At 50.7% G+C, this 26,986-nt stretch carries 21 protein-coding genes and 1 tRNA gene; 10 read left to right on the plus strand and 12 right to left on the minus strand.

Going from position 1 to position 26,986, the window contains the following annotated elements:
* Positions 1-146: 146 nt before the first annotated feature.
* Positions 147-2,033 carry an ABC-F family ATP-binding cassette domain-containing protein gene (locus BUE76_RS17390; protein WP_073043217.1) on the plus strand — a complete coding sequence of 629 codons (1,887 nt, stop codon included), beginning with the start codon at positions 147-149 and terminating at the stop codon, positions 2,031-2,033.
* A 335-nt stretch (positions 2,034-2,368) separates the two neighbouring features.
* Here BUE76_RS17390 and BUE76_RS17395 read toward each other — a convergent pair whose 3' ends face one another.
* From BUE76_RS17395 to BUE76_RS17425, 7 genes are all read right to left on the minus strand, one after another.
* Entirely contained in the window at positions 2,369-3,361 is a 993-nt protein-coding gene (locus tag BUE76_RS17395) for a glycosyltransferase family 9 protein (RefSeq protein WP_073043219.1), read from the minus strand.
* A gap of 170 nt (positions 3,362-3,531) precedes the next feature.
* Positions 3,532-4,344 (minus strand): M23 family metallopeptidase, encoded by an 813-nt coding sequence (locus BUE76_RS25350; protein ID WP_073043221.1) that lies wholly within the window; start codon positions 4,342-4,344, stop codon positions 3,532-3,534.
* Positions 4,345-4,424: 80 nt separating this feature from the next.
* Entirely contained in the window at positions 4,425-5,462 is a 1,038-nt protein-coding gene (locus BUE76_RS17405; RefSeq protein ID WP_216820676.1) for a glycosyltransferase family 9 protein, read from the minus strand.
* On the minus strand, positions 5,459-6,067 hold the full coding sequence (locus tag BUE76_RS17410) for a DUF4254 domain-containing protein (RefSeq protein WP_073043223.1): 609 nt from the start codon (positions 6,065-6,067) through the stop codon (positions 5,459-5,461). The genes BUE76_RS17405 and BUE76_RS17410 overlap by 4 nt, the downstream gene beginning before the upstream one ends.
* A gap of 116 nt (positions 6,068-6,183) precedes the next feature.
* Entirely contained in the window at positions 6,184-7,407 is a 1,224-nt protein-coding gene (locus tag BUE76_RS17415; RefSeq protein WP_073043224.1) for an MFS transporter, read from the minus strand.
* Positions 7,391-8,068: a DedA family protein gene (locus BUE76_RS17420; protein WP_073043226.1), complete on the minus strand. Its 678-nt coding sequence runs from the start codon at positions 8,066-8,068 to the stop codon at positions 7,391-7,393. Before BUE76_RS17420 ends, BUE76_RS17415 begins: the two co-directional genes overlap by 17 nt.
* Positions 8,069-8,296: 228 nt before the next feature.
* Positions 8,297-9,532: a dicarboxylate/amino acid:cation symporter gene (locus BUE76_RS17425; RefSeq protein ID WP_073043228.1), complete on the minus strand. Its 1,236-nt coding sequence runs from the start codon at positions 9,530-9,532 to the stop codon at positions 8,297-8,299.
* Positions 9,533-9,796: 264 nt separating this feature from the next.
* On the opposite strand from BUE76_RS17425, the gene BUE76_RS17430 reads away from it, so the two are divergent.
* Together BUE76_RS17430 and BUE76_RS17435 are read left to right on the plus strand one after the other, a co-directional pair.
* The gene (locus BUE76_RS17430; protein WP_073043229.1) at positions 9,797-11,335 is read left to right on the plus strand and encodes an amino acid permease; all 1,539 of its coding nucleotides are present in this window, start codon (positions 9,797-9,799) and stop codon (positions 11,333-11,335) included.
* 142 nt (positions 11,336-11,477) lie between these two features.
* Complete coding sequence (locus tag BUE76_RS17435) at positions 11,478-12,200, plus strand: YebC/PmpR family DNA-binding transcriptional regulator (RefSeq protein ID WP_073043231.1); 723 nt, start codon at positions 11,478-11,480, stop codon at positions 12,198-12,200.
* 87 nt (positions 12,201-12,287) lie between these two features.
* On the opposite strand, the gene BUE76_RS17440 is transcribed toward BUE76_RS17435, so the two are convergent.
* The 4 genes from BUE76_RS17440 to BUE76_RS17455 all read right to left on the minus strand — a co-directional run bounded on the left by BUE76_RS17440 (position 12,288) and on the right by BUE76_RS17455 (position 16,888).
* The gene (locus BUE76_RS17440) at positions 12,288-12,824 is read right to left on the minus strand and encodes a Uma2 family endonuclease (protein ID WP_073043232.1); all 537 of its coding nucleotides are present in this window, start codon (positions 12,822-12,824) and stop codon (positions 12,288-12,290) included.
* 128 nt (positions 12,825-12,952) lie between these two features.
* A complete protein-coding gene (locus BUE76_RS17445) occupies positions 12,953-13,744 on the minus strand; it encodes a PhzF family phenazine biosynthesis protein (RefSeq protein WP_073043234.1) in 792 nt (263 codons plus the stop codon).
* On the minus strand, positions 13,741-14,373 hold the full coding sequence (locus tag BUE76_RS17450; RefSeq protein ID WP_245798352.1) for a trimeric intracellular cation channel family protein: 633 nt from the start codon (positions 14,371-14,373) through the stop codon (positions 13,741-13,743). Before BUE76_RS17450 ends, BUE76_RS17445 begins: the two co-directional genes overlap by 4 nt.
* Positions 14,374-14,494: 121 nt before the next feature.
* Positions 14,495-16,888, minus strand: a complete 2,394-nt coding sequence (locus tag BUE76_RS17455) for an alpha-ketoacid dehydrogenase subunit alpha/beta (RefSeq protein ID WP_073043236.1) — start codon at positions 16,886-16,888, stop codon at positions 14,495-14,497.
* Between the two features lie 118 nt (positions 16,889-17,006).
* Here BUE76_RS17455 and BUE76_RS17460 point away from each other — a divergent pair, with 118 nt between their 5' ends.
* From BUE76_RS17460 to BUE76_RS17485, 6 genes are all read left to right on the plus strand, one after another.
* Positions 17,007-17,450 carry a DUF1573 domain-containing protein gene (locus tag BUE76_RS17460; RefSeq protein ID WP_073043599.1) on the plus strand — a complete coding sequence of 148 codons (444 nt, stop codon included), beginning with the start codon at positions 17,007-17,009 and terminating at the stop codon, positions 17,448-17,450.
* Positions 17,451-17,507: 57 nt separating this feature from the next.
* The gene (locus tag BUE76_RS17465; protein WP_073043237.1) at positions 17,508-17,933 is read left to right on the plus strand and encodes a DUF1573 domain-containing protein; all 426 of its coding nucleotides are present in this window, start codon (positions 17,508-17,510) and stop codon (positions 17,931-17,933) included.
* 201 nt (positions 17,934-18,134) lie between these two features.
* Positions 18,135-19,364, plus strand: coding sequence for a pyridoxal phosphate-dependent aminotransferase (locus BUE76_RS17470; RefSeq protein WP_073043239.1), 1,230 nt, complete (start codon positions 18,135-18,137; stop codon positions 19,362-19,364).
* 189 nt (positions 19,365-19,553) lie between these two features.
* Complete coding sequence (locus tag BUE76_RS17475; RefSeq protein ID WP_073043240.1) at positions 19,554-20,609, plus strand: SRPBCC family protein; 1,056 nt, start codon at positions 19,554-19,556, stop codon at positions 20,607-20,609.
* A gap of 354 nt (positions 20,610-20,963) precedes the next feature.
* Positions 20,964-21,037, plus strand: a tRNA-Met gene (locus tag BUE76_RS17480).
* A gap of 300 nt (positions 21,038-21,337) precedes the next feature.
* Positions 21,338-22,555, plus strand: coding sequence for a PQQ-dependent sugar dehydrogenase (locus BUE76_RS17485; protein WP_073043242.1), 1,218 nt, complete (start codon positions 21,338-21,340; stop codon positions 22,553-22,555).
* Positions 22,556-22,695: 140 nt separating this feature from the next.
* On the opposite strand, the gene BUE76_RS17490 is transcribed toward BUE76_RS17485, so the two are convergent.
* The gene (locus BUE76_RS17490; protein ID WP_073043243.1) at positions 22,696-23,100 is read right to left on the minus strand and encodes a DUF6508 domain-containing protein; all 405 of its coding nucleotides are present in this window, start codon (positions 23,098-23,100) and stop codon (positions 22,696-22,698) included.
* Between the two features lie 420 nt (positions 23,101-23,520).
* Here BUE76_RS17490 and BUE76_RS17495 point away from each other — a divergent pair, with 420 nt between their 5' ends.
* Positions 23,521-26,952 carry a T9SS type A sorting domain-containing protein gene (locus BUE76_RS17495; RefSeq protein WP_083596514.1) on the plus strand — a complete coding sequence of 1,144 codons (3,432 nt, stop codon included), beginning with the start codon at positions 23,521-23,523 and terminating at the stop codon, positions 26,950-26,952.
* Positions 26,953-26,986: the final 34 nt, after the last annotated feature.

The raw sequence follows: 26,986 nt of genomic DNA on the forward strand, positions 1-26,986 counted from the left end.
CAGGTCAAATAACCCTGTAACAACAGTGCCCCTCTGATTCGGAGGGGCACTGTTGTTTATGCATTTTTAACAGGTGATATCTGCCTTATGCGCGAATATTCTGTCCTAAGTCACCCCTTTAAGGGGACAGGGGGTATCTTCGCGCCATGCATTACGTGTCGGTGGAAGGCTTAACCAAGTCATTTGGCATCAAGCCCCTTTTTGAGAACATTTCCTTTCATATTTCCGAAGGCGATAAAATATCGCTGGTGGCCCGCAATGGTGCCGGCAAAAGCACCCTGTTGAAAATTCTTTCCGGCCGCGAGTTTGCCGATGAAGGTAAGGTATGGGTTAACAAGGATGTGGAGGTAGCCCTTTTTGAGCAAAACCCCGACATGCTGGAAAACCGTTCCGTACTGGACAATATCTTCCACCACGAGCATCCCATCCTCAATGCCATTAAAAGGCATGAAGCAGCTATTGATGCCAATGACGAAGCGGCGATCGGCGCCAGCCTGGAAGAAATGGACAACCTGGGCGCATGGGATTTTGATAGCAAGGTAAAGCAGATCCTGGGCAAGCTCAACATCCACCAACTGCAACAGGACGTAAGCACCCTCAGTGGTGGCCAGCGCAAGCGCGTTGCCCTCGCCCGCACCCTCATCGATATTGGTTTTGAGCACAAACATGTGCTGCTGATCATGGATGAACCTACCAACCACTTGGATGTACAGATGGTGGAGTGGCTGGAACATTACCTCAACAAAGAAAATATTACCCTGCTGCTGGTAACCCACGACCGCTACTTCCTGGATGCGGTGTGCGAAGAAATCTGGGAACTGGACCGCAGTACGCTTTTCCCGCACAAAGGCGATTATGCCAACTTCCTGGAAAAGAAGGCGGCCCGTGAGGAAAGCGAAGCAGCAACCATCGACAAGGCACGCAACCTGTACCGCAAGGAACTGGAATGGATGCGCAAGCAGCCCAAGGCCCGAACCACCAAGAGCAAGAGCCGCCAGGATAATTTTTATGAGATAGAAAAAGTGGCCAAACAGCAGCTGGCGACCCAGCAACTGGAGCTGCAGGCCAAAATGAACCGCCTCGGTGGCAAGATTGCCGAGATGAAGAAAGTGTACAAAAGCTTTGGCGAGAAAACCATCCTCAAAGGCTTTGATTATACCTTCAAAAAAGGCGAACGGGTGGGCATTGTAGGCCGCAATGGTGCGGGTAAATCCACTTTTATCAATATGCTGCAGGGAATGGAACAGCCCGACAGCGGCAAAATCGTCATCGGCGATACGGTCGTATTTGGCAACTATTCGCAGGAAGGACTTACCATCAAGGAAGACCTCCGGGTTATTGAATATGTAAAAAACATTGCCGAAAGTTTCCCCCTTGCAGGTGGCGGCTCGCTGACGGCGGCACAGTTTCTAACACTGTTCCTGTTCCCCCCCGAGCAGCAATACACTTATGTAAGCAAGCTGAGTGGCGGTGAAAAACGCAGGCTGCACCTGCTTACCATCCTGTTTCGCAACCCCAACTTCCTGATCCTCGATGAGCCTACCAACGACCTGGACCTGCCTACCCTGGCGGTTTTGGAAAACTTCCTGTCAGAGTTTGGCGGCTGCCTCGTTATTGTGAGTCACGACCGCTACTTCATGGACCGGCTGGTGGACCACCTGCTGGTGTTTGAAGGCGACGGAAACGTTCGCGACTACCCGGGCAACTATAGCCAATACCGCGAATGGCTGAAGAGCCAGGAAGCGGAAGCCAAAGAGGAAAAGAAAGAAGCGGTGCAAACCGTGGCGGCTGCACCGGTTGCCGAACAAAAACAAAAACGCCGCCTGTCCTACAACGAGCAGCGGGAATTTGACGCCCTGCAAACCCAGATTGCCGCACTGGAAAATGAAAAGATAGAAATAGAAGCAAAACTGAACAGCGGCAGCCTGCCTTTTGATGAATTGCAAAAGCTGGCCGCCCGCATTGGCGTGATCAGCGATACCATTGATGAAAAGGAACTGCGCTGGCTTGAGTTGAGTGAAATGGCAGGTTAACCACACATTGTTCACCCTTTTTTAAATGCAGCAAAAAGCAGGAAAACTACGCTGCTTTGTGTCGACATATATACTAACTTTATGTCAAGTTAAAAATCACAGCACATGAGTTTTTAATCAGTAGCCTGTGAAAGCCGGATTGTTGGACCACAAAATCTGGTTTATGAAAAAACTCAACACACTCATGCACGACGAAGCCGTTAAGGACAGTGTATTGGTTGCCGTTATTCTTGCAGCAATTGCAGCGGCCTCCCTCTTCCTTATCTGACTTTGCAGGCAAAACCCAGTTACCATTGCTACAAGTACTTGCTACGAAGGCTTCGGCCTTCGTTTTTTTATGCCGTTTCCTTTCCCTGCCAAAAGCTGGAGGCTAGTTTTAGCCCCTGCTCTACCCAGAGCTTTTCCCTTTTTCCTAAAATGCCCTGTGCAGCCTTGCGCAGGAGTGCCGGCGATGCGGCAGGCCATACCCAGGATGCAAAAGGAGTAGCCGCTCCCTGCCGGTGTTGCGCCTTGGGATAAAGCGGCGGAAAGAAAGGGCTGGCGCCCCGCGCACTGCGGCAAACCAGCAGGGGCCGGTTGAAGGCAACGGCTACCTGCATCAAATCGTTTTCATTGCTTACCACCAGCTTGGCACGCCGCAAAAGATCGGCGGTTTCATTGAGGGTAAACTTACCACAGGCATTGTAAATACGATCCGGATCAATACGGGCCAGGGCAGCCGCATCGGCACTGGCACCGGTGCTGTTTACCAGGATGATGGGCAGCGTAAACCGTTGGCAAAAGGCACTGATCAGGGGTAAAGGCACCTGCTTGTCGTAGCCGCTTTCACCCACTACCAGGGCCAAGTAACCTGCACTGTGGGAAAGCGGTATGTCGGCAGGTGCAATTTCATCTGCCACACCCAGAAAATAGTTTAGTCCCCTGCCATCGTACTGCACGCCAAGAGAGCGCACTACTTCAAAATATTGCAGGGGCAGGGGCTGGTCGGAGTGCTGGTACCACCCGAAATGTTCGGAAAGAAAACTTACCAGAAAAGAATTGTGGGCACTTAAATATGCAATGCGATGGCTGGCAGCCCATTGCCGTAAACTGCGGGAAGGCCTGAAGTCAACCAGCTGGTCAAAATCGGAGGCAGGCAAAAGGTCAGGATCATCCTCCAGCAGGTGAAGGTGGTTGATAAAGGTATTGTGTACCAGGCCTGCACCAAGGTGAGGCGCCACCCAGTAATGCAATTCAAGCACCGGCAGCTGTTGTTGCATACAACGCAACAGTGCCGTACTGCATACCACTTCGCCCAAAGTTTCGGGACCTGCCACTAAAAGCTTCATAATTCAATTTAGGGCAACAAAGCCAAAGCTGAACCTCGTGTTTTGTTCTGCTTAAGCTGCTTCAATTGATTGTTGCCTGAAGGGTATCCTGTTCTACTGATTACAATGCAACGAAATTGGTTTGCAGAAATCTTTGGCGGTGAAATAATTGGGTTGTCAAAGCTGTTCGTTCAGTAATCTTTAAGGTAAACCCTGCCTGCTTCCAGTTGTTCGGAGGTGCTGCCATTACCCGTACGGAACCTTCCGGGCAGTGTTTTACGCCCTTCGAAGCCGGGCAGAAAAACAACGAAATGCAGGTGAGGTGCCGAAGAAAAACCGGTGTTGCCGCTAAGCCCAATGGGTTCACCCCGCTTTACCTTTTGGCCTACTTTAACCAGGGCGCCGTTCTTTTTCAGGTGTGCATATTCGGTGAAGGAACCATCGGTATGAAGAATGGTAATAAAGTTGGCCATCCCTGCACAGGCCCTTTCGGGGCAGCCGCCCTCGTTATGGCTTACCACTTCGGCAATCACTCCTTCCCGAGCAGCCGTTATGGTAGAGGATTCGTCCATCTGGAAGTCGAGTGCATATACACCCTGGTGCGAGAAGCGGCCATTATATCCCTGCATGACCTGGTAACCCTTGCCTGTTTGAAACGGCAGGTCGTACACCAGGGTGCTATCGGGGCCCTTGCCTTCCACATTTCCTTTTACCGAACGGTAGTTGTACGAAAAGCGGAAGCCTCGGGACGACAGCTCCTGCTCCAGCTCCGTAACCCGGAAGTGTACGGCACGGGCGGGCACCACGAAAACCTTTTGCCCGTAATTGCGCCACCGCATATTCTCCAGGGTGAAATTCAGTTGCAAGGACACCGGGTAGTGTTCGTTGTTATCGGCGTAAATGGTTGCGCCATTCCGGTTGTTTTCTGAATACAAGGTAATGTTGATCTGTGCGCCGGTGGTGGCTGCAAAACAAAAGGAAAGCAGTAGCAAAAAGATGCGCATATTTTGGTATCGGATTCAGGACCGAAGATAAACAGGGCCTTGCTTTTGGATGACCAAAATACCCTAAAAAGGGCCATGAATTATTGCGGATCCAGCACCTGCAATACCTGCTGGTACACCTGTAGGGGCGAAATACCATGCATACAGGCCAGGTCGGCACGAGGGCCCGGCTTATTGCCAAATACGGAACAGGGCCGGCAGGCAAGATCGATTTGCACGGCATTGGCGGCTTGTTGACCCCAGCCATAAAAACCGGCATACGGGTGGGTGGCACCCCAGATGGAAACAACGGGTACACCGTACAGCGAAGCCAGGTGCATGTTGGCAGAGTCCATGCTCACCACCACATCCAGATGGGCTATAAAAGGCAGTTCATCGGCAAACTTCAGGGTACCCGCCACTACCTCCACATTGGGAAACGGCTCCGCCCAGGCCTTAAGGTGGGGCACATCAGCTTTTCCACCCAAAAGGTATATTGAAAGCATGGGGTGGCCACTCAGCAGCCGCAGCACTTCCAGCATCTTTTCGGGTGGGTAGGTTTTACGGCTGTACTGGGCAAAGGGCGCAATACCGATCGCTTTACGGCCCTCCTGCTTCAGTAGTTTCAAAATAGGCGGCATCTGCCCTTTTGGAGCAATACCTCCAGGTATATCCAGTTGAATGGGGAGCCCTAATTGTGCAAACACATCGGCATATCGCTGGAAGGTAGCCTTCAGCGGTGCCAGTACTTTGTTTTGGCTACGGGTAAGCGCCTGCTTTTCGGCACGGCCTTTATCAACGGAAGCCCAACGAGTACGGGTAGCCGAAAAGAAGATCCGGAGTATGCGGGTACGCAAAACATGGTGCAGGTCGGCAACAGCATCAAAGCTTGCATTGCTTCGCAACTGACGAAACAATCGGAACAAGCCGGCAACACCTTTATGTTTTCCTTTGAGGTCGGCCGCTACAAAATGCAGCCGCTCCATGCCAGCGAACAGCGGTGCATGAAATGCCGGCGAGACCATGGTTACTTCCAGATGCGGGTACTGGTGCAGCAGGTTGCGGATAACCGGAACGGTCATCGCAACATCACCCAACGAGGAGAAGCGGAAAATCAGTATGTGCCGGGAAGTGCTCAAGCGTTTTTTTGTGCGTACAATACGGGGTTGAGGGCTTCGTCGTTGTACATCTTCATTTGTTTGTACACCTTCATGTACTTACGGCCGGCTGCAATATCCTCCAGCAGCTGGTCGATGGCGGTGGAGAGGTCGGTACGCTGTTCCAGCAATACAGCCAGCTTTTGGGCACAGGCAGCACGGTGAGCATCGGAAGCCGTGGTACGCTCAGCTTCTTGCTGCATGTGGTAAATTTTCAACTCAAGGATGGATAGCCGATCTATGGCCCAGGCAGGACTCTCGGTATTGATGGTAGCCCCTGTTTGCGGCTGCACCGTTTTGTATACCTGCAGCAAATAGCTGTCAATATATTCCACCATATCGGTGCGGTGCTGGTTGCTGGAATCGATGCGCCGTTTCAGTTCCAGCGCAGCCACGGGGTTGATCTGCGGATCACGGATCAGGTCCTCGAAATGCCACTGCACGGTATCGATCCAGTTCTTTGCATATAACAAATACTCAATACTTCCGGCAGCATATGGATTGCTGACAGGTGTAGCTACATCGTCGTGAATATGATAATCGGAAATTGCCTGCTGAAAGATCGGGATACACAATGCACTGTTCATAACTAGGGCTCACGCAATGGCGCGAAGGCGCAAAGATATTTGAATAGTAGCTACAAGTTTCAAGCTGCAAGCTGCAAGTAAGGCTTACAGCTTGAAGCTAAAAGCTTGAAGCTTTTTCATCTTTCCAAAAAATTCAAATCCTTTCCAAAGGTCTCCTTTGCCGCAATGGCGGCCAGCGTGGCAATGAGCATCACTACCCCACCGGTAATCAAACCGGCAGTGGCATACGCCATGGAACCACGCAGCGATTTGAATAACAATAAGATCAAGGGCAGGGAACCCCGCACAACGTTGGGCACGGTAGTGGCGGCTGTGGCCCGCAGGTTGGTACCAAACTGTTCGGCGGCCATGGTAACGAAGATGGCCCAAAAGCCGGTGGCAAATCCAAGGAAACCACAGATCCAGTACATGGTAGCTGCATCGCGTGCACCCTGGTTAAAGAATATCAGGATGCCCACAGCCGTGAGGAAGTAAAAAAGGTAAAGGGCATTTTTGCGGCTGCGCATGGCCTGGCTAACAAAGCCAATAACAATATCGCCAATGGAAATACCTGCATAGGCAAACATGATGGCCTTACCGGGCATTATATTTTCCGCAATGCCAAAGGCTTTTCCAAACTGGTCGGAAAACGTAACCAACACCCCGATGACGTACCAGGTAGGCAAACCAATCAGAATGCTCACCATGTACTTTCTAAAGCGCTCCTTGTTATTAAAAAACATGAGCAGGTTGCCCTTCTCCACTTCGGCCTCTTTGGCGGCTTCAAACATACCCGACTCAAATACCGACACCCGCAACAATAGCAGGAGCAATCCTAAGGCACCGCCGATATAATAACACAGGCGCCAGTCGAAGGACTGCGACACAAAGAAAGCAACAACAGCACCGGTAAGGCCAAGGCCGGCAACAATGGAAGTACCGAGGCCTCGTTTTTCCCTGGGCAACAATTCGGCTACCAGTGTGATACCTGCACCCAGTTCACCCGCCAGGCCAATGCCGGCAATAAACCGCACCAGCGCATACTGGTCTACCGTGGTGACCATGCCATTGGCAATATTGGCCAGCGAGTACATGAGGATGGAACCAAAGAGTACGGAAAGCCTGCCTTTACGGTCGCCCATAATGCCCCAGATGATACCGCCAATCAGGAGGCCTGCCATCTGCCAGGAAATGATGCGCTCACCCTGGGTCACCAGCTGGTCGCCCTGCATACCAAGGTCCATCAGGCTTTGCTTGCGCACGATACCAAATAGCAGGAGGTCGTAGATGTCAACAAAGTACCCGAGGGCCCCTACTACAACGGGGATGGAGAAAATGCCGTAATTACGGTTTTGCGTCATAATCGTCAGTTGGTGGCGTTGGAACTACCGGCTTTTTGCCCAAAAACAATTTGTACAGTACCGGTATGGTAGTAATGGCAATGATACCAAAGGTGATGGGCTCGATATAGTTGATGAGGCGCACCTGGAACCGGTTCCAGAGAAAGTCGTTGAGGTAATGACCCGCCAACATCATGCTGCACACCCAGGTAATGGAGCCGGCAATATTGTACAGGAAAAAAGTAGCCTTGTTCATCTTAACCACTCCTGCCACAATGGGTGCAAAGGTGCGCACCACCGGCAGGAACTTGGCCACGAAGATGGTGCCCTTGCCATACTTCTCGTAAAAGTCGCGGGCCTTCTTCAGGTGCTTTTGTTTGAAGAACATACTGTCCTTGCGGTCGAAAAGTACGGGCCCTGTTTTGTAGCCAAACCAATAGCCAACGATATTACCCAGCACTGAAGCCAGGATTACCAGCAGGATAACAAAAGAGAAATGAAAATGAAAAAATTCACGGGCAAGATCATCCAGCACCAGGCCAGCGGCAAACAGCAACGCATCACCGGGCAGAAAAAAACCAACAAACAATCCCGTTTCGGCAAACACTACCAGCAACAGGAAGTATAATCCCCCGTTGTTGATGATCCATTCGATGAACTGTTGAATAAAGCCTTTGTCCATAGGACGGTTTAGTGGTTTATATCCCTGTTAAGCGGGTTTCAAGATAAGGAGATTTGGGGAGTTGGGTATTGGGAATTAGGTATTGGGTATTAGTGATTAGGGATTGGTGATTGTAAAAGTTTATTTATTAACAAGCACGGAGAATAATTTCCTTGATGCCTTTTTTTACCACAAAAGGTTAGGTGCCTACCAAATACCTAATACCCAATTCCCAATACCTAATCCCTCCTATCCTTCCAGTTCCCCCTCCCACTTGCTCACTACGCTGGTGGCAAGGGCATTACCCACCACGTTGGTACCGGTGCGGAACATATCGCAGAAATGGTCAATGGGCAGGATCAGCGCCACGCCTTCGGGTGGGATGTTGAACATGGCGCAGGTGGCCAGCACCACCACCAGCGATGCCCGGGGTACACCGGCAATACCTTTTGAAGTAAGCATCAGCACCAGCAGCATGGTGAGCTGTGTGCCCAAAGGCAGGTTGATGCCATAAGCCTGTGCAATGGCCAGCGATGCAAAGGTCATATACATCATGCTGCCATCGAGGTTGAAAGAATAGCCCAGGGGCAATACAAAGGATACAATACGGTCGCGGCAGCCAAAGCGCTCCAGTTCTTCGGTGAGCTTGGGAAAAACGGCTTCGCTTGAGGTAGTGGAAAATGCAATGAGCAGGGGACCGCTGATGCGCTGCAACAATGTTTTCAACCTTGGACCCAGGATCAGGTAACCCACCGAAAGCAGCAACACCCACAACAGCGCAATGCCCAACAGGAAATAGAGGAAATAGATAATGTAAAAACGGAAGATGCCGGTACCGTTTACCGCCACTACCGCAGCCAATGCGCCAAACACACCAATAGGTGCGAAGTTCATCACGTAGTTTACAATCTTCAGGATGATGTGGCTGGTTACATCCAGGGCTTTGATAACAGGCTTGGCATAATCGCCAATAGAAGCCGCAGCTACACCAAAGAAGATGGAGAACACCACCAGCTGCAATATTTCGTTCTGCGCCATGGCCTCAAAGAGACTCTTTGGAATAACGTGCTCAATAAAATTCTGAAGCGAGAAGCTTTGCTTTTTTGCCATCAGGTCGCCAAGGGCCGAAGTATCGCTGTGTGACAAATCGATATACTGTCCGGGGCGAAAATAGTTGACCAGCACCATGCCCAGCAGCAGCGAAGCCAGCGAAGCGGTAATAAACCAAAGGATGGCCTTGCCACCCACACGGCCTACGGCTTTCAGGTCGCCCAGCTTGGCGATGCCCACCACAAGCGTTGAAAACACCAGCGGTGCAATGATCATTTGTACCAGCCGGATAAAGATGGTACTGAGCAGCTTTATGTTTTTAGAGAAAGAGGCGCGAAACTCGGGGGTTGTAGTGTTGAAGATCATCAATCCCAACAAAAACCCCAATACCATGGCAAGCAGGATAAAAATCGTGAGCCTGTTCTTTTTTCCCATTTGATCTTTTGTATTTCTGTACCAACCGCAAACACAAGGCAAGTGTAAATTGGATACGCCTTCGCTTCTGGAACTTGTGTGGCAAAGCCTGTACGTGTGAACTTAAACGGGCAACGGCCCGTTTTTCATAAAGGGCCGAAAATCGGAAAAAAAAGAACGCGTGAAAAGTTTTTTGATCGCCTCAATGCCTTAACTGTGGAGTAAAAGAATAAAGGCCAATCGAATTTATCATTACTTTACGCGCTCAAAATACATGAGAATAATATGAGTTTATTTGTCAAAAAGCCTTTGCAACAACTGCTGGCACAAGCTGCCGATGGTGAGAAAGGCTTGAAGCGTACCCTTGGCGCGGGCAACCTCGTTGCACTGGGCATTGGCGCCATCATTGGCGCCGGTTTGTTTGTACGTACAGCTGCTGCTGCCGGACAAGCTGCAGGTCCTGGCGTTACCCTCTCTTTTATTCTTGCTGCTGTTGGCTGTGCTTTTGCAGGCCTGTGCTACGCCGAGTTTGCGGCCATGATCCCTATTGCCGGTAGCGCATATGCCTACTCTTATGTAACCATGGGCGAACTCATCGCCTGGATCATTGGCTGGGCCCTCATCATGGAGTATGCCCTTGGTGCCGCCACCGTTTCCATTGCCTGGAGTGAATATTTAAATACGCTTTTGGGAGGGGCGATACCATATGAATGGAGCCACTCGCCGTTTGAAAGCTTTACCGATGCCGCAGGCGTACTGCACCAGGGCATCATCAATGCACCCGCGCTGGTTATCCTGCTGCTCCTCACCCTGCTGCTGATCCGCGGTACACAGGAGTCGGCCATGGTAAATGCCATCATCGTATTCATTAAAGTTGCTATTGTACTGATCTTTATCGCAGTGGGCTGGCAGTATATCAACCCTGCCAACCATACCCCTTACCTGATCCCCGAAGGCACACCTGCTTTCACCGACCAGGCGGGTAAAGTAATTGCCGACTACTCCGGTGTGTTCAAACACGGATGGGGTGGTGTACTGGGTGGCGCGGCCATCGTATTTTTTGCCTTTATTGGTTTTGACGCCGTTTCTACCGCTGCCCAGGAAGCCAAGAATCCTTCCCGCGACATGCCCATTGGTATTCTCGGCTCGCTGGCTGTTTGTACCGTATTGTACATCCTCTTTGGACACGTGCTTACCGGTGTGTCGCCATGGCAGGACTTCGTGGATCCCGTTAAAGGCCGCGAAGCTTCTGTTGCCTATGCCATCCGCGCCTTTATGCCCGGTTATGGCTGGCTGGCTACCGCAGTTACCGTTGCCATCCTTGCCGGCTTCTCCTCCGTTATACTGGTAATGTTGATGGGTCAAAGCCGTATCTTCTACACCATGAGTAATGACGGGTTGATCCCCAAAGCTTTTGGCGACCTGCACCCCAAGTTCCAAACGCCTTACAAGGCCAACTGGATCCTCTTTGTTTTTGTAGGTGCTTTTGCCGCCTTCGTGCCTGGTCACGTTGCCGGCGACCTTACCTCCTTTGGTACCCTCTTCGCCTTTGTGCTGGTGAGTGCCGGTGTATGGATGCTCCGCAAAAAAGAGCCGAACATCAAGCGTCCTTTCCGTACGCCTGCCGTTGGCTTTGTATCCATCATGGGTGTGGTAGTTTGCACCGGTATGATCGTGGCCCTCGACGTGCAGACGCTCACCGTTGCTTTTGCATGGATGATCATCGGTCTATTCATCTACTTTGGCTACAGCCGTAAACGCAGCAAATTGCGCAGCTTTGCCGATGTGCTGCCCACTGCCGACGACTTTGAAAAAGTGAAATAATACAAACCGCCTCCGGGCGGTTTTTTCTTGCCCCGTTCTGCCTAATTTTGCGAACCGGAAAATAGCGCCGTCCTTTTTACTGCAATGGCAAAAGGACGGGTCAATAACCACAAACCCCAAACTACAAACCCCAAACTCTCTCATGGGTCGCATATTTGAAGTAAGAAAAAGTACCATGTTTGCCCGCTGGGACCGCATGGCCAAACAATTTACCCGCGTAGGTAAAGAGATCGTGATTGCCGTAAAAGCTGGTGGTCCCGACCCTGCCACCAACCCTGCCCTGCGCCGTTGCATGCAAAACGCAAAGGCGGTAAACATGCCCAAGGACCGTGTAGAAGCCGCCATCAAACGCGCCCAGGGCAAAGAGATGGTGAACTACGACGAGATCCTGTATGAAGGTTATGGCCCCCATGGCGTAGCCATCCTGGTAGAAACCGCTACCGACAACCACGTACGTACCGTTGCCAACGTAAAATCTGTTTTCAATAAAGGCGGCGGCACCCTGGGTAATAGCGGCTCCGTGGCCTTCCAGTTCACCAAAATGGGTGTATTCAAACTGGCACCCGAAGGGCTCAACTCCGAAGACCTCGAGCTGGAACTAATCGACTTTGGCCTCGAAGAACTGGGTGAAGGCACCGGTGAAAACGGCGAGGAAGTGCTGGTGGTGCGTTGCGCCTTTACCGAGTTTGGCAATATGCAAAAAGCACTGGAAGAAAAAGGCCTCACCCCATTGAGTGCCGAACTGGAGTGGATTCCCAACACCACGGTATCACTTAATGAAGAACAGGCACAGGATGTACTGAAACTGGTTGACAAACTGGAGCAGGACGAAGACGTGCAGAAGGTGTTTCACAACCTAGCGTAAAATGCTACAAGCTTTTAGCTACAAGCTACAAGTAGTGCAAGCAATGTGCGTACTCAATAAAAAAGCGGCTCTGTTGGGGCCGCTTTTTTATTGCCATAATTGGCCGAGATCCATCCGAACCATGCATTTGTCTGTCAGTTGAAAGGTATCGCCTTTGTGATCGACGTAAGCATTGTTTTGCAGTTGATACATTTCTATTGCCTTTCTTTCCAAGTCAATCATCAGGTAGTACCGTACACCATTGGTTTCATACAACCGAAACTTTAGGTTGCGATCTTTTAACCGTGTAGCAGGTGAAAATATTTCTACCACTAATGCTGGTGGCACTTTTACATAATCAGACTCTGGCGCATCGCAAAGGATCATTACATCAGGCCTGACCACGGTATCCTCATCAATCATCCAATCTGCTTCATACAACACTTCGCAGTTACAGGCCAATGATTGTTCGCGTATCTGGGCAATGGCCAGGTAAACAAACTTACCTCCTACCAACTGATGTTTACGCAGTGGGCCGGGGCTCATGGCATAAGGCAATCCACGAATCAACTCCCACTGACCTTCCCATTGCTGGTAGTCCTCGTAAGTATAATGTGGCAGCCATTCGGTAGGTATGCGTTCCATAGCTTGAAGTTAGTAATTATTAGGGCCAGCAGCGAATGGGTTTGGAAGACGACGGACGACAGACCACAAGGTAGTCTGTGGTCTGTGGTCAACTCCCCATGGTCCATCATCCATGGTCAATGGTCCCCTCACACGTATACTTCCCCCTTCATAAACAACACACAGGTGCCACTCATGTACACACGGTCGCCTTCAAGCCGGCACTGGAGGTCACCGCCACGGGCCGAGAGTTGCTGGCAGTGCAGTTCCGTTTTGCCCAATTTACCTGCCCAGTAAGGCACCACGTTGCAGTGCGCCGAACCGGTTACGGGATCTTCGGGGACACCGGCACCAGGGTAAAAACAACGGCTCACGGCATCCGCGCTGTCGCCTTTTGCAGTTACAATAACACCGGTTGTATCCAGCCGGGTCATCTTGTTGTAATCAGGTGTCACGCTGCGCACAGCGGCTTCATTTTCCAGTACAATAAAATAATCGCGGGAACGCAGCACTTCAACAGCGCTGTTTACGCCAACACTTTCCAGCAAACCTGCAGGTACTTCGCATGGCTGCGGCATACGCGATGGAAAGTTGAGGGTAAAAACACCATCCTTTGCAGTGGCCTGCAGCAGGCCAGCCTTCTGGGTAGTGAAGTTGATCTTTGAAACCTCAGGCTCCAGGATGGTTTTGATGATGTAAGCAGAAGCCAGGGTTGCATGGCCACAAAGGTCTATTTCATAGTCGGGCGTAAACCAGCGGATGTGATAATTGCCTGCACCACCGGTGGGTACAAAAAAGACCGTTTCACTCAGGTTGTTCTCCATGGCAATACGTTGCATCAGGGAGTCATCGATCCATTCAGATAAAGGAATTACTGCGGCGGGATTGCCTTTGAACACTGCCGGTGCAAATGCATCGACCTGGTAAATGGGTAGTATCATGAATCTTGTTTTAAATAAAAGCGGGGCAATGCCAGTTGGTACCTGATGGCCAGGAAACGAATGGCAAAAACCAGGAAAATACAGCCAACCTTCGCCAGGTCGGCAGGCACCTGTAAATGGTACAAGGCATAATAAAAACCACCGCCCGCAATACAGGCAAGGGCATAGATTTCCTTGTGAAAGATCAGCGGCACCTTGTTCAGCAACACATCGCGCAGCACACCACCAAAGCAGGCAGTGATGGTACCCAGGGCAATACAGATGGAAGCACTCAAGCTTTTGTTGATGCCTACTTCCACACCCACAATGGTGAAAAAACCAAGACCTAAGGCATCAAAGAGGAAAAGTGCTTTATCCAACCTTTTGAGCAAACTACCAAAAAGCATGGTGGCAACTGACGCTGCAAATACCACCCCGATGGTAGTGCCGTTGGCCAGCCAGCGCACCGGCAGGTCACCTACCAGCACATCGCGCAAAGTGCCTCCGCCAACAGCGGTGACAAAGGAAATGATCAGCACGCCAAATGGATCAAGGCGGCGTTCCATGGCAGCAAAAGCCCCCGACACCGTAAAGGCGAATGTGCCCATTACATCAATCAGTTGTAAAATGCCGGGGTATACTTCCTTCAATGAATTTGCTTTTATGGCGTTGGAAAAAACCAAAAGTAAAAAGCCAAAACTCAAAAGAGATGGATACTTATACAGCACCTCGCCCCTTCTGACTTTTGACTTCCAACTTCTAACTTCCCACTTATTCCGCCATCATCTGCCGGATCACGTCTTCAATTTCTTCTGCATTGGGCTTGCTGAAATAATCGCCATCGGAACCATATGCCGGGCGGTGTGCCTTTGCAGTAATGGTACGCGGTGCCACATCAAGCCAGCGATAACCACCTTGCAGCTCCATCACCTGCTGGAACATGTAGGCAGCAGCACCACCCGGCACATCCTCATCCACAAATATGATGCGGTTGGTCTTCTTCAGCGAGTCCAGAATTTTATGATGAATATCGAAAGGCATCAGGGTTTGCACATCCACGATTTCGCAAGATATGCCGCGTTTTTCCAAACGCTCTACGGCTTCCTGCACTACCCGCAAAGTAGAACCATAAGTAACAATGGTGATATCGGTACCGGCATGCACCACTTCTGGCACACCCAGGGGCACACGGAAATGCAGCAGGTTGTTGGGCAGTTTTTCTTTCAGGCGGTAACCGTTCAGGCACTCAATGACTACGGCAGGATCGTTGCCTTCCAGCAGGGTATTGTACATACCCACGGCCTGTACCATGTTGCGCGGTACGCAAAGGTGCATACCCCTCAGAGCCCCCAGCAGCATGGCCATGGGCGAACCGCTGTGCCAGATACCTTCAAGGCGGTGGCCACGGGTACGCACAATCATAGGTGCACTCTGCTGGCCCTTGCAACGGTAATGCAGGGTAGCCACGTCATCGCAAAGCTCCTGTAAACCATACAACAGGTAATCGAGGTATTGTATTTCGGCAATGGGCCGGAGGCCGCGCATAGCTAAACCAGCACCCTGCCCCATAATGGTAAGTTCGCGGATACCGGTATCAAAGATGCGCTCCTCGCCATACTTGGCCTGGAGTCCGGCAAAACCCTGGTTAACGTCTCCGATATTGCCTACATCCTCGCCAAATGCTACCACCTTGGGATGGGCAGCAAACAGCTGGTCGAAATAGCGGTTCAGAATTTCATAACCGTTAAGCACCGGTGCATCGGCATCGAAACTGGCCTTTGCAGCAGCCACCTTCAGCGGGCTCCTAGGCCCCTCGTGATACAGGTGGGTATTATATAAAGCTTCGTTTTCTTTTTTCAGGTCGTTGAAATAATCACGCAGCCAATATGCAGCATCATTGCCCTCTGAAATAGAAATAGCGGTATGAAGGGTCGTCATTACATCGCGGCGCATGGGATCTTTCATACCCTGCAGCTTACCTGCAAGCTGGCGCAACTGGGCCGCCGCCTGTGGCATCGATGCAGCCACCTGCTCCATCAGTTCGGCAGTGCGGGCTACCTGTTGTTTAATGGGTCCCAGGAAATTATTCCAGGCGGTGTTCTTGCTTTCACGTACCGCTTCCTTGGTTTCTTTTTCTACTTGCAGCAGCTCGTCCTCATCGGCCAGGTTATTGGCCAGGATCCACTCCCGCATTTTTACCAGGCCGTCCCATTCGCGTTCCCACTGCAGGCGCTCTTTGTCTTTATAGCGTTCATGGCTACCCGATGTGGAGTGTCCCTGCGGTTGCGTGATCTCTTCAACATGGAACAGTACCGGTGTATGTTCTTCGCGGGCAAGGCGGATGCCTTCTTCAAAAGCCTCGCACATGCCGGCATAATCCCAGCCTTTCACGCGGTAGATATTGAAACCATTGGTTCCTTCTTCTTTTTGAAAACCTGCCATCAGCTCCGAGATAGACCCCTTGGTTGTCTGGTATTTTTTGGGTACCGAAATGCCATAGCCATCATCCCAAACAAAAACAGCCAGGGGCACCTGCTGCACGCCGGCGGCATTTACCGTTTCCCAAAACTGTCCTTCCGAAGTGGAAGCATCACCGATGGTGCAAAAGCATACCTCGTTGCCATTATTGGACAGGTTGGTAAAAGGCTGCAATTGGGCAATCTCGCGGAAGCACTTGCTGGCAAGGGCCAATCCAAGTCCGCGGGCCATCTGTCCGCCTGTGGTAGAGATATCTGAAGAAATATTCTTGCGGTAAGCCAGGTCCACCCACTCGCCGTTTTTGTCTACAAAAGGCGTAGCAAAATGCGAGTTCATCTGGCGGCCAGCACTGAATGGATCGTGGGTTTCGTCGGGGTCGGCATAGAGCTGCGCAAAAAACTGCTCCACGGTAGCGAGGCCCGAGGCGAACATAAAGGTTTGGTCGCGGTAATACCCCGAGCGAAAATCACCGGGTTGGAAAAACTTGGCCATTGCCACCTGCGCCACTTCCTTTCCATCGCCAAAAATGCCAAATTTAGCCTTACCCGTCAGTACTTCCTTGCGGCTGATCAGGCTGGTTTCGCGGCTCAGGCATACCCAGCGGTAGTCGTGCAACACTTCCTGGCGGAAGGTTTCAAACGACAACTGCTCCAGGGATGCCGTGCCGGCCTCAAAGCTTTTTTCCATCCGGCAAAAATAGGGTGTTGGCTGCATTACACACCAGCCGTTAAAAAATGGCAAATCATTGTTTCAACTGGCATTTAAAGCGGGTTTCCGTTATTTTTACAACCAAAGCAACCCGGTTATGAAACCCATACTCTTTTCCCTCCTGGCCCTTTTACTGTTCACCGGCGCCCGTGCCCAACAAAACGATGCCGCTGCTGCGGAAACCCTTTCGTTTAAGGAAACGGAATTCAACTTCGGCAAGATAGCCCAGAGCAAACCGGTATACCACCTGTTTACCGTGTACAACAAATCGGGAAAGCCCGTGCAAATCGCCAATGTGCAGGCCTCCTGCGGTTGTACCACGCCCGAGTGGAGCCGTGATGCCATTGCACCGGGCGGCAAAACAGATATCAAGGTAGGGTACAACGCCGCCGCTGAAGGACCTTTTGAAAAAACAATTACCGTAAGTTATGGCGACGCAAGTCAGGTGCTGCGCATCAAAGGGGAAGTTTGGAAGACACCTTCCACACCTGCGCCGGGAAATGCACCCGTACAATTTCTGAACAGTCGCTTGCAACCTTAATTTTGTATACGCATCTTTATCTTCAACAAAGCAATTCCCCAGCAAAAACAACCTGATATGAAAAAATTACTGATGATGGCCGCCGCTCTGATCGTAACTGCAAGCGCCATGGCACAAAAAGCCGACGAAGTTATTAAAGTGGCTGCCGAAAAAATTGATTTCGGCAAGATCAAACAAGGCGTGCCCGTAACTACCTTCTTTGAAGTAAAAAATACCAGCGGCAAGCCCGTAGTGATTGAAAATGCATGGGGCAGCTGCGGTTGCACCACCCCCGAAGTGCCCAAGGCGCCCATTATGCCCAACGCATCTACCAAGCTGAAAGTACAGTACAATGCCGCGGCACTGGGTTCTTTCAATAAAGATGTGTACATCAAACTGGCCGGTATCGACGAGCCTAAGGTGCTTAAAATTACCGGTGAAGTACTTGAAGGCACTGCTTACGACGCAGCCAAGAAAGGTGCGGTATCTAAAAAAAGCAAGTAACAGTAGGCAAAGCTTAACAACTGAAGTTTTTCGAAATCCCTGCTGGTTCAGCAGGGATTTTTTTATTTACCAGCCCCATTCTTTTCATAGTATTTAATAAATGGAGTTGGCTATGCCATTTTATTTACAATCATAGGGTTGAAAAGAGCAGCCGCCCTGCTGCCGGCAGCCGCCTCCACACAATTGACCTAATTTTGCGCCATGTTGTCGATCTCAGTGCGCGGGGAACAAATGCCCGCATCGCCCATCCGAAAGTTGGTTCCCTATGCCGAAGCTGCCAAGAAGCGAGGCACTAAGGTTTATCACCTCAATATCGGCCAGCCCGATATTGAAACGCCGCCCGCAATCGTGGATGCGGTAAAAAACGCGGACATCAGGGTGCTGGAATACAGCCACAGCGCAGGTAACGAAAGCTACCGCCGCAAACTGGTGCAGTATTATACCTCAGTAGGCATTGATGTTACCCACAACCAGATCATGATCACCACCGGTGGTTCGGAAGCCATCCAGTTTGCCTTTATGGTATGCCTCAACCCCGGCGACGAGGTGATCATTCCCGAACCTTTTTATGCCAACTACAATGGCTTTGCCGTTGCCGCAGGCGTTAAGGTGGTGCCCATCACTGCCAGTATTGATAATGGCTTTGCCCTGCCGCCCATTTCGGAGTTCGAAAAAGTAATTACGCCCCGCACCAAGGCCATCATGGTGTGCAATCCCAACAACCCTACCGGTTACCTCTACAGCCGTGCGGAGATGGAAGCCCTGAAAAGTATTTGCCTGGAGCGAGACCTGTTCCTGTTTTCGGATGAAGCTTACCGTGAGTTTTGCTACGACGGTGCTTTTGTAAGTGCCCTCCACCTGGAAGGCATGGACCAGCACGTGGTGCTGATGGATACCATTTCCAAACGCTATAGTGCCTGTGGTGCCCGCATTGGTGCCCTGGTAACAAAGAACGCTGCGGTGTACAATGCCGCTATGAAGTTTGCGCAGGCACGCCTCTCCCCTCCCGGGCTGGCACAGATCATGGGTGAAGCAGCCATCGATCTGCCCGCATCATACTTCGATGCACCCAAGGCCGAATACCAGGCCCGCCGCGACCTGCTGGTGCGCCGCCTCAATGCCATTCCCGGTGTATTTTGCCCCAACCCCGGTGGTGCTTTTTATGCCATTGCCCAACTGCCCATTGATGATTCCGACAGGTTCTGCCAGTGGATGCTGGAGTCGTTTAGCCATGAAGGTCAAACGGTGATGATGGCACCGGCTACGGGTTTTTATGGCACACCCGGGCTGGGCAAAAAAGAAGTGCGCCTGGCCTATGTGCTGAACCTGCATGATATTGCCGCAGCCATGGATTGTTTGGAAGCTGCATTGCACCAATACCCCGGCCGCACTGCTGTAACTGCGCCTGCTGCTTTAGCCAGTGGCGTTTGATGCACGGGTAAATTGCGTACAGTTTTCCTCAAATACTGAACTACAAGGTTTTACAAAAGTCCTGCTAAACGGCAGGACTTTTGCTTTTATATTGATTATCAATTATATACAATAACCTGACAGCCTTTGATAAAGGACGCAAGGGCTAAGCATTATTTTAGTAGCAACTCACCCCTAAACACAACTCTTATGGCAACAAACGAGCAATACGGAAACTTTCAGGGCGAAAGCGAGTTTACGCCCCGCGAGTACAGCGGCAACGAGGTAAACGTTGGCAACAACGAACGCATCATCAGCGCAGCCATTGGTGCATTCCTGCTTTCCAGTGGTTTGGGCAGCCTAACCCGCCACCCGCTTAATGGATTGGTTAAGACAGCACTGGGCGGCTTCCTGTTGTATCGCGGTGCTTCAGGCAATTGTCCCATGTACAGCGCTATTGGCAAAACCAAGGGCGTTTCGCACACCCAGGCCATTAATATCCGCACCAGCCTGGTAGTAAACCGCCCCAAGGACGAAGTATATGCCTTTTGGCGTAAGCTCGAAAACCTGCCCCTGTTTATGAAGCATATTGCTACCGTAACAGAGATCGACCAAAAGCATTCGCATTGGGAAGCCGTGGTACCCGGCAATATCGGCAAAATCAAATGGAACGCCGAGATCGTGAAGGAGGAACCCGGTTATATGATTGGTTGGCAAAGCATCCCTAATGCTACCATTCACAATGCAGGTAAAGTGGTATTCCACGATGCCATGGGTGGACAGGGTACCGAGCTGGAAGTGGTGATCAGCTACCATCCCCCTGCAGGCGAAATCGGATCCGGCATGGCTAAGATGCTCAACCCGGTTTTTGAAAAGATCGTGCGCCAGGATGTGATGAACTTCAAAGAGTATATTGAAACAAAACACAATTCAAAGACCGGCCAGACCAATACAGCCAGCAGCGCCATGATGGAAACCATGAGCAGCGGCCCTTCGGGCAGCACCGCAGGCAAGCACATGGCCGATAATGAAAAGTCCAGCACCAGCACTACGCCTGGTATGGGTTCGCAAATGGGAGGCATCAGCGGTACCCATGTAGACGATGGCGGTGTGATTGGCGGTGGTGCACCAGGTACCACTGGCGATAGCCAGCACAACAGCGGCCAGGGTGGCAATGGAGGCTTGGGTAAAACGGGTCCCGGCACCAGCAACCTGGGTTCAGGTGGCGGCGCAAGCTCCAACCCGAACGAGAGTATTGTACCATAAGCAAACTGTCGGATAACATATACAATAAAAGCAGGATATAAACCCTGCTTTTATTGTATATGACCATAAGGGTATATCCGCATTTTCAGGTAATTAACAATTTGGTATTATGAATTGTGGGAATTGTACCCTAGTTTTGCAAGTGTTAATTTGACACTTAAATAAAAGGCTACTTAAAAAAGCTTTTTCAAGATATTTCGGCAACAAGTTTGCGTTGCTGATTACAGATTTCATATGGCAAGCAATCGTTAGTCGCCCGCTGTTTCCACAGTGGGCTTTTTTTTGCCTGCCGCTGTAAAAAGTTTTGGATTGTGTTGGTGCACAAACCTATATTTGCACCCCCAACAAGGGGATGCCGAGGTAGCTCAGCTGGTTAGAGCATCGGATTCATAACCCGAAGGTCGGCAGTTCAAGTCTGCTCCTCGGTACGGCAAAGGTCCTGCACCACAAGTGCGGGACTTTTTTTTTGTTCTGTTATTTTTTATTTCATTGCCCGGCTGTATTGCCGTTCTGTTCTAATCACCAGCATTATTTGCAAACATTGCTGTACCAACAAGACAATTGTGGCTTTGAAAGTTGACCAACGGACAGCTACTCACCGATACTGGCTGTAAACAGCTGTGTTGAGCACAGCTCTTGTACCGGCAAAGATCCCTAGAATAATTTTTGCAACTATTTCCCGCACCAAAATTCCCGCCTGAACCGCTAACCAACAAAACACCCCCAATATGAAACCCCTGCTCCGATCTTTTGTGGCTATTGCCCTATTGGGCGGCCTTGCCTACAGTTGCGAAAAAGACGATGACCTCTGGGACTGGATGATCCCGGAAACCGAAGACACCGCTACTACCGGCCAGGTTGCCGGCTATGTTTTTCACCCCGCAGTTGTGGCGGCCACGCCACAGAATATTAGCCAACTTAAAGTACCCGAAGGGTTCCGCGTAGCGCCCTTTGCTACCAATTTGGGCAAGCCCCGCATCCTGGTAACCAGCCCTGCCGGCCACCTGTATTTTTCCGACCGCGAGGCAGGCACCGTTACCCTGCTGCATGATGCCGACGGCAATGGAGCCGCCGAAGTAAAAACAGTGGTTGCCAATATCCGGCAGGCACACGGCCTGGCCATTCACAATGGCAATATGTACATTGCCGCGGTGCGGGAACTATACCGTGCACCCATCAACCCCGACGGTAGCCTGGGCACCGCCACCCTGCTGCGCAACGACCTGCCCGATGCAGGGCAGCACCCCAACCGTACGCTAGCCTTTGGTCCCGATGGCCGTATGTACCTGAGCATTGGCAGCACCTGTAATGCCTGTGCCGAACCCAACCCGCTGAACGCAACCATGGTAGTGGCAGACGCTGACGGCAATAACATGCAGGTACTGGCAAAAGGCCTGCGCAATACCATCGGCTTTGGATGGCAGCCCCAAACCGGCGAGCTGTGGGCCATGGACCATGGCATCGACTGGCTGGGCGACAACGACCAGAAGGAAGAACTCAACTTATTGAAACAGGGAGGCATTTACGGCTGGCCCTACATTTATGGCGAAGGCAAGTATAACCCCCAACCCCGACCGCAGGGTGATACTACCTATCAGCAATACCTGTCGCTCACTACCCTGCCTACCCTGCTGTACGATGCCCATGCGGCGCCCATGCAAATGGCGTTTTATGGCGGCACCTCCTTTCCTGCCGACTTCCAGGGCGATGCCTTTGTGGCCATGCGCGGCTCGTGGAACCGCAGCCAGCCTGTAGGGTATAAAGTAGTGCGGGTGAACTTCGAAAACGGCAAACCCACAGCCATCCAGGACTTTCTCACCGGCTTCCTGGTAAACAATAACCGCTCTGTCTTTGGCCGACCTGTTGGCGTAGCGGTTCACCCCGATGGATCCTTGCTGGTGTCGGATGATACCGGTGGGGTGATATATAGGGTGAGCAGGCAGTAGCAAAACAAGCCCCTTCAACAACTTGCAAAAAACAGAACCCCGGTGTAGGCTACACCGGGGTTCTTGTTTGAATCAGGAAGCTATCGAACATTCATATTGTTTTCCGGGGGATGAAGTGCTTCCCATTCCAAGCCAGCCTATTACGAGGCCAATACCCGGAAACATCCCACCAGCTTTTGCACCTTCCCTTTCAAAAACGCCTCCAGCAATTCGCCGTCGCTAAAACGGTCGCTGCGGCAAATGGCAGTGAGCATCATGGAAGCCTCCAATGGCGACAGGCTGCCGAAATCAAAATGAGGGTCATTATAAATTTTCCGGCCTTCGTCCCAATCCATCCATTGAAAGTTGAAAATAAGTTTGAGGTCGTAAAGTTTTTGGTTTACGGCGGAGATGGTTTCATTACCGCCGTAGGGTGGGTTTACGCCAGCGAGGTCAACAGCATCGGTTAAACGAAAAAGTTCCTGCCAGGAAACAGCAGGGATGCTTGCCAGGTGGCTTTGCTGCAGGTACAGCAGTTCCGGATTGAGGGTACTTGGTAGTTTCATTGGTGCCTGCAAACTACTGTAAAACAAACACCGGTATATGAAATGCTTATTTGACATCCGGCATTCGGTCAAAAGGTATCAGCGTTACAGCCCACAGTGAGCTATTGAAACTTCAGAACCGGCATGTTGTTGCAACCTTTGACGCATAGGCAGGCTCCCAAAAGGGCCAGTCATTTACTTGACTGCTTTAATGCCTGCATTAGGGTAAAACCAAATGAGGCTACCAAGCTTCCACAATGAACTTACGCTAATGCTTAGGCGAAAAATATATTTATTTTTTTTCTCAATTCAAGCTCAACTATTAACTTGGCGCTCTGTAGCTGTTGTACTACTTTCCGTAGCACAGCTTATTTACTTCAATATCCCCTGCATCCCTGCGCATTTGCCGCATCCATACGCTTCAACAATCACCAACAATAAATGAAACCAAAACTCTGGAGTTTACTCCTGTGTCTCTGCTGTAGTATTGCTTATGGCCAATCTGTTTACTGGAACAATACCTTCGGCAATGGGGGTATGTTACAAAAGTCTGCCCCACAGCCAGGTAATGCCGACTATGAAGTAGGCGAGTCATCGGTGCAGCTTTCCTATGGTAAAATGCTGGTGGCGGTAAGCCGGCCTAATGTTTACCTGGTTCGTTACCTGGCCAATGGTTTGCTTGATTCAACCTTTGCCAACTCGGGCCGCAGCAGCAGGTTTTTTATAAACCGGCCGAAGCTCCTTAAGCTTGCCGACGGTCGCTTATTACTCATAGGTACCGGTTATGGCAATGGCATCTCCATTGCCATTCAACGGCTATTGGCTGATGGCGCTATTGATCCTTCATTCAACGGAGGCAATATGCTGATGGTGCCTTATAGTTCACCGGTACCCGGCCCGGTGTACCATGGCACATTGCCAGACGGCAAGCTGCTGTTGCTGGCCACCACCCCGTCCGAGTACAGTGCCAACAACGGCCCATCCATTTTAAGGCTGCTGCCCAACGGAATGCCGGATCTTACCTTTGGTACGGGCAGCAAAGAGCTTCCCGGCTTTCCTAAAAATGTTCGATGTATAGGCATGAGCCTCAGTGGCAGCCGCATAAACAGCGGTTATATTCATCCGCAAACCGGAAATATCATACTGGTGGCCCACAATACAAATGGCGGTGTGGATAGTGCGTTTGGCAATGAGGGCAACGGTAAGGTTGATCTGGGCGTACAACCCCTGCAGCAAACGGCTGCGCTTTCGGCATTGGCTGATGGGCGTATACTAGTAGGTTTGAATAATCTGAACCCGGCTAATAACCAACAATGGCAAGAGGTAAGATGTTTGCTCCCCAACGGCAACCCTGATCCCGAATTTGGCACTAATGGTACTGCTGTTGTTCCGCAAACCACCACTGTAGCAAGTGGCATATGGTTGGCACCGGACACAGACGGTTTCAACAGCATCAGCTACAGCAGTTTTGGTACCTATCAAAAGGTTACGTTCACCCGCTTTAACAATGCGGGACGACTCCAAACAACTTACGGTATCAACGGCCAACAATTCATCCAGTTTACTGCCGACTATCTAGAAGTAAAAGAGGCTACCGTAAATAGCAATAAGCAGCTGACGCTTATCGGCAGACTGAGCACCTACCCTTCCGATTATTTCTTCCTTACCCGTATCAATGCCAATGGGCAACCCGATAACACCTGGTCGGCAGGCGGAACCAAGTTCGACTTCTTTCCTTCAAAAAGAGTTGAAATGGATAACATTAAACCAATGAGCAGTGGCAGCCTGCTTGTACGCTACACTGGCATGGGTATTACCCGCCAAACAGGCATAATTAAACTAACGCCTAAAGGAAGTACCGACACCACTTTTGCCACTAAAGGTTTGTTGTCTTTTGATTCAAGATATTTCGATACCCTTTCCAACGGAGGTTTGATAACTGCTGAACCCAGTACGGTCTCCACTTCTCCTAACCCACAGGTAAAATTGAGCCGTTATGGATTGAACGGAAGGTTGGATAATAGCTTTGGCAATGCGGGTGTCAGGCTGGTAAGCATGCCGCTTAATTTTCAACTGACTTTATTCCGGGTGCTGCCAGGCAATAAACTATTGCTGTACGGTTCCTTTTACAACTTTCAAAATAATTACCGGTATGTACTCTGCCGCCTGTTAGCCGACGGCACGCCTGATGCCAGTTTTGGTGAAAACGGATTGGCCTATTTAGACAATACAATAACTTCTACCCGGGAAATAGTAAACATGCCAGACGGTGGCTTGCTGATTTCGGGTGATTACAGTAACTATAGCACCAACCCTAAGTTTGGGATGACAAAGCTGCTGTCCAATGGCAAATTGGATCCGTCTTTTGGCAACAATGGAATTGTAACAGACAGTTCGGGACAGGGAACCTATTCTCAAAAAGTAATGCTACAGCCGGATGGCAACATAATCGTTGCTTATTATGCACTGTTGCCATCTAACGGCTATTATAAAGTGGTACTGGGCCGCTACAACGCACAGGGGCAGCGGATACAAAGTTTTGGTAATAATGGCACGGGCATATTGGATCTTAACACCACCACCTTCGCTGTCCTGCCCGATAGCCGCTTGCTGGCATTAAGTCTTGACTATAATTACGCCCCACCGATGTTGCGATTGGAACTTCGAAACAGTAATGGAGTGATCGACAGCACCTTTGGCATCCATGGCGTAGAACGCCTTCCTGTTCCGGCTGCCAATTTCAGCTTTATGGAAACGGTTTATGCAGGCAACAAGATTTACCTGAGGGGCGCACAATATGAAGAGTTTGAAACCAATGGCCTGATTGGTTCACTGCTGATTGACACCACATCAGCCGCGATTGCTTCTTTTACCCTTGTGGATGCTACCTCCAATAAGGATATCCGAACCATCAAGGAAGGGGACATAATTAACATCGCCGATGTCCGTGGCAAAAGTGTCAACATACGGGCAAACACCAACGGAGCTCCGGTGGGCAGCGTGGTAATGACCCTGAGCGGCGCACAACAGAAAACACAAACCGAAAGCAGTGCTCCCTTTGCCCTGTTTGGCAATACCAACAATGACTACTGGAACTGGACCCCGGTTGCAGGACAGTACAGCCTGTATGCACGACCTTTCAAAGGCACAAAGGGAGCCGGAGCGCCAGGCAAAGCTTTGAATGTTTCGTTCCGCGTTAAAGATGAATTAACGCTTGCCGGACTGTCGCTGATCAATGCCGACAATAACAGGGTGATTCGTTCACTGGTAAACAACTCCGTAGTTGACCTGGCTTACACACCGAACATAAACGTGCGGGCTAACCCTGGTGTTGGTTATACAGAAAGCGTGTTGTTTATGGTGAACGGATTTTACCACCGGGTAGAAAATACGGCGCCATTTGCCATTGCAGCAGATAACAATGGCGATTACAACAATTGGAACATTACACCCGGCGTGTATAATATTGCCGCCTTCCCCTACCCAGAAAATGATGCAAAAGGACTGGCAGGCACCCCTTACAATATCTGGATCAATGTAATCAACTCAGCACCGGTGGCAGGTAGCAGTATCAAATCCTCAGGTAATGCTCCCGCACTTAAAAACGAAGGTGGCTTTACCGTGGGTGTTTACCCCAACCCAACGTCAGGCGAGGGCACCCTTACCTATGGTGCATTAAAAACCAGCTACCTTTCGGTAACCCTTTTTGATGCCACCGGCGCCAAAGTGCAACAAGTGTTTAACGGCAAGGTGGAAGGCGGAGTATTGTACCGCACGGCCTTGAATATTCGACACCTGAAAGCGGGAACTTATTTCTACCGCATCCTCACCGCCGATGGCGGCATGCAGACGGTGCAGGTAGTAAAACAATAGGCAGCTGTTCTGATCTTTTCGAATTGTCAACACA

The sequence above is a fragment of the Cnuella takakiae genome (genome assembly GCF_001953305.1).
Classification (GTDB): domain Bacteria; phylum Bacteroidota; class Bacteroidia; order Chitinophagales; family Chitinophagaceae; genus Flavisolibacter; species Flavisolibacter takakiae.